Annotated in this window: 4 protein-coding genes; 2 read left to right on the top strand and 2 right to left on the bottom strand. The window is 62.5% G+C overall.

Annotated elements, in window-relative coordinates:
- Positions 1-478: IS3 family transposase (locus Q9R39_RS24395; protein WP_311278424.1), on the bottom strand; the 478-nt coding region annotated here is incomplete at its 3' end.
- A 29-nt stretch (positions 479-507) separates the two neighbouring features.
- A complete protein-coding gene (locus Q9R39_RS24390; RefSeq protein WP_311278423.1) occupies positions 508-798 on the bottom strand; it encodes a transposase in 291 nt (96 codons plus the stop codon).
- Positions 799-1,180: 382 nt separating this feature from the next.
- Between Q9R39_RS24390 and Q9R39_RS24385 the strand changes: the two genes are divergently transcribed.
- On the top strand, positions 1,181-2,791 hold the full coding sequence (locus tag Q9R39_RS24385; RefSeq protein WP_311278422.1) for an amidase family protein: 1,611 nt from the start codon (positions 1,181-1,183) through the stop codon (positions 2,789-2,791).
- Positions 2,792-3,432: 641 nt separating this feature from the next.
- Entirely contained in the window at positions 3,433-3,930 is a 498-nt protein-coding gene (locus tag Q9R39_RS24380) for a hypothetical protein (protein WP_311278421.1), read from the top strand.
- Positions 3,931-4,152 lie beyond the last annotated feature (222 nt).

The raw sequence follows: 4,152 nt of genomic DNA, 5'->3' as shown, positions 1-4,152 counted from the left end.
CCAACTCCTCGATCAACCGCTCAGCCGGAATCGAGCGGTCCACGATGTTCAGCAACGACATCCGGGTGTGTTCGTCAACCATGGACGCGATCTTGATCTTCTTCCCATCCACGGTGGAATCGAACTGAAAGTCCAATGCCCACACCACTTTCGGTGCGTCCGCGACAACGACCGGGACCGATGACTGGCCGGCGCGTTTGCGGCGCGGAGCGCGCCGCACTTGCAGGCCCTCTTCTTTCCACAGTCGATGCACTTTCTTCTTGTTGATCTCGATGCCGTCGTCGAAGCGCAGGTGCGCCCACGCTCGCCGGAACCCGTGCCGCGGGTGTTTGCGGGCATACGTGCGTAGCTGCTCACGCAGTGCGGCGTCGGGGTCGGCTGGCGTGTGTGCGTGCGGTAGCCGTCGATAGGCCGACCTGGAAAGCCCAACGACCTTGCACGCCATGCGTTCTGACATGTTCTTGACGTCTTTGAGCATGTCGATGGCGGCGCGTTTGGCGGTCGGGCTCAGAATTTTCCCTTGGCGATCTCCCGCAGCGCGTCTTTCTCGAGTTCGGCATCGGCGAGCAACCGGTTGAGTCGGCTGTTCTGCTCGCGCAGCTCTTTGAGTTCCTTCGCGGCGTCACCGTCCATGCCGCCGTACTGGCGGCGCCAGTTGTACAAGGTGGCCGCCGACACCTCGAGATCGGCGGCGATCTCCTCGCCGGTCTTGCCTTCGGCGGCCAACTCGTCGGCCCGGCGCAATTTGCGCACGATGTCCTCCGCCGAGTGACGCTTGCGTCCTGCCATGGTCTTCATCGTCCCTTCTCCGCCCTCATCAGGGCAATCAGGACTCTAAAACAACCCGGACCGGCTCACGGGGGACACGCCAGATGGCCACGCCAGCGGGTCTGCACCGTAGCCGAGTTCCGCCTTCCGTCGGTCGGCGCTACTGGACGGGCGCCGCTGAACTTGGCTGAGTTAGCCAGCACTCGTCGAAGTGTGACCTGTTTCTCTTCTCTTCGCTAAAGAGATTCGCTGCGTTTGATACACACGTGTCCCGGTCGCGTGGGAGATTTACTCCTACCTAGAACCTTGTCGACCTTGCGCGGATCGACTCTTCGATCGCGCTTCGTAAGAGCACCAGCGGGCCAGGCGAGTACGCGTGGAGCTGGTTCTACGATTGAAAGCGAGTTATCTGATGGATGATCGGCAGCGGGTGAGCCGTCGGCGGTTTCTCTCTGCAGCGGCCGCGGTGACCGCAGCAGCCGGTTCGGCAGTCACTTTCGGTGACGGCGTCTCGTCAGCGGTTACACCCACGTCGCCGACGACGCCCGGTAAGCCGCCGGATTTTCGACCCGACGGCTTGTCGGTCACTGATCTCGCGCGGGCACTCGAGCGAGGCGAGACCACCTCGGTCGATCTTGTTCAAGCCTATCGCGCGCGAATCGCCGCCTACGACCAGCGCGGTCCCAGAATCAATGCGATCATCACCGACAATGCGAACGCTGTGGACACCGCCGCGCGGCTCGATCAGGAACGGCGCGTTGGCCGCGTGAGAGGTCCGCTGCACGGTATTCCGATCGTCGTCAAGGACAACTTCGACACCGCAGACCTTCCGACGTCAGCCGGATCCCGACTACTCGCCGGTAGTGTCCCGGCGTCCGATGCAACCGTGGTGGCGCAATTGCGTGCTGCCGGGGCCATCGTCCTGTCGAAGACAAACATGAGTGAGTGGGCGATTTTCATCTCCACAGACAGCTCTCGCCTGGGCCAGACCCGCAACCCTCACTCCCTCACCCATAACCCCGGGGGATCCAGCGGCGGTACGGGCGCTGCCGTCGCCGCCGACTTCGGAGCTGTCGGACTGGGATCGGATACTTCCGGATCGATCCGAATTCCGTCCGCGCACAACAGTTTGTACGGTTTGCGCCCAACCAAGGGGCTCGCATCCATTGGTGGTGTCATACCGTTGGCGTCCACCCAGGACACCGTTGGGCCGATAGGTCGGAGCGTCGCAGACCTGGCGATGGTTCTCGACGTCATCGCAGGGCGCAGCGATCCACGCGACGCGACCACAGCTCGGGCGGTCGGACAGCGCCCTCCGAGCTATTACGCTGCGTTGTCCGCGCAGGCGTTGCGAGGCGCCCGGATCGGCGTGGCTCGCTCGATGTTCACCGGCCCGACGGGCCCGGGCGGTGACCCCGGTGTGTTGGCAGTGATGCAATCGGTTCTGGCCCGCCTTCGCGACAGCGGTGTCGTTCTGGTGGAGATTCCTGAACTGGACGAGACTGAGGCACTCGTTGCCGATGTCGTGTTGTACGAAGCCTGCGAGGACATCGACAACTACCTCAGGCATCTACCAGGACGACCGGTCGCCGGCATCGACGCCGTGATCGCATCCAATACGTCGGTCGCATACGCGCAATCGCGTTTGCTGGCGTCACGTGCAACCGGCGGTCGCAGGAATCCGCTCTACGGTGTCGCCCTGGCCCAACGCAGAGCCCTAAAGAACAGGATCACCGGGCTGATGGATCGCCACGGCGTTGCCGCGTTGGTTCATCCCACCACGCAAATTCAGCCTCCACTAATCCCCGACGAGCGGGTCGACGCAGCGATCACCGCAGACATCGCGCCGTGCGCTGGATTACCGGCGCTGTCGGTGCCCGGAGGCCTATCCCCGCAGGGACTCCCGGTTGGCTTTGATCTGTTGGGGCGACCGTTCGCTGAAAGCACACTACTCAACCTCGCTCACTCCTTCGAACGAGATCACAACCCGCGCGTGACACCCCGCCACACACCCCCCCTCTGAACCCCTCGACGACTGGTTCGAGTACATCGGGCCGCCGCTCAGAGGTGCCAACTCGCAACCATGAGAGTCATAGCGCTAGCACAGAAGCCGTTCACCGTGACGGCAGCGGTGAGATAGCTCCGGAGTCGTGGCGGGATGCGATCAACCGGATCGCCGATCGCCTCGGAGTGCACCCCGAGGCGTTACGCAACGGGGTCCGTCAAGCAGAGATCGACGGCGGGTTTCGTTCGGGTACTACGACCGGCGATGCCGATCGGATCGCGCAGCAGGAGCGGGAGGCGGCGGCGCCGGCTGATTCTTCTCTTTCGACGCGACAGCTTCCACACGACAAGATTCTCAACGCCTCACCAGACGTGCAACCACATTATGCAGCGACCGAATATGCAGGGTTACCACCAGCCCCGAGCCTCGACGGGCCGTGACCGTACGAGGCGACGCCAGCGTGTCGGGGTGACAACACAGTTGGAATTTTGGCAACTTAGATGAGACTCGGTGACACGGACCCGAGACTCCGAAGCTGCTGAGCTGCGGGAGTCCTATCGGCAACTCTCACACCGGCTGTCACTGAGGTCAGCCACTCCGAACACATGCGTCAGCCAACGACGTAGTAGATCGAGCGGGCGTCATCTAGAATTCCGCGAATGAAGCGCCTGTCTAGACTCATTGCTGCGGCCACGGTCCCGTTCGTGCTGGCCTTGTGCGGAACCGTCGGAAGCGCTGTCGCCGTCCCGACGACCAGCGACGGCTACATCATCGAACCGTTTGGGAAACCCCTCGTTGGCTACGACGGCAAACGCGTCACTATGGCGGCCTTCACGAGAGGCACGCAAACTGTCATCAACGTGCGCTACAGGGCTGGATCGAATCCGATCCAGACATACAGCATTCTCGATCCGGACCTCACGTACGGGGCCGACGGAATCGAAGCACCACTGGTCGGCAAACCTGACCTAGCCGGTGTCATCGCACCAGGCGAGAGTCGGCTAGCAATCTACGTTTTTGACGTTTCAACCCCACGCCTCGGCAAGGCGACCCTGACGGTTAACATTGGCCTGGCCTCCGCCAGCTGGAACGGAAACCTCGCCGCCGTCGCACAACCTCTGCCGGTGCCGCAACAGCGAAGCCCATTCGGGTCATGATCGGAAACTAGTGCGGCGATTTTGTTGTCAGGGGCGGCCTGGCGCCGCTCTCCCCCGACTGATCGTGCACGTGATGGCTCCGTTTTCGCCGAGGACGGGTTGACGAAGTTCGGGCAGGTACGAGCTGGTCGGGGCCGTAAGTCTTCGATCAGTGAGGAGAAGGTCGCCGAGATCGTGGAGCTTGTCAAGATGTCTGTGTAAGAACGTGACTCCTGGGTTTCG

This window comes from Gordonia sp. AC31 (assembly GCF_031844505.1).
Taxonomy (GTDB): domain Bacteria; phylum Actinomycetota; class Actinomycetes; order Mycobacteriales; family Mycobacteriaceae; genus Gordonia; species Gordonia hongkongensis.
This window is presented reverse-complemented; position numbering and strand designations above follow the sequence as displayed.

Coding starts and splice junctions, on each gene's coding strand:
- Q9R39_RS24390 (WP_311278423.1), bottom strand. CDS start 798: ATGAAGACCATGGCAGGACGCAAGCGTCACTCGGCGGAGGACATCGTG.
- Q9R39_RS24380 (WP_311278421.1), top strand. CDS start 3,433: ATGAAGCGCCTGTCTAGACTCATTGCTGCGGCCACGGTCCCGTTCGTG.
- Q9R39_RS24385 (WP_311278422.1), top strand. CDS start 1,181: ATGGATGATCGGCAGCGGGTGAGCCGTCGGCGGTTTCTCTCTGCAGCG.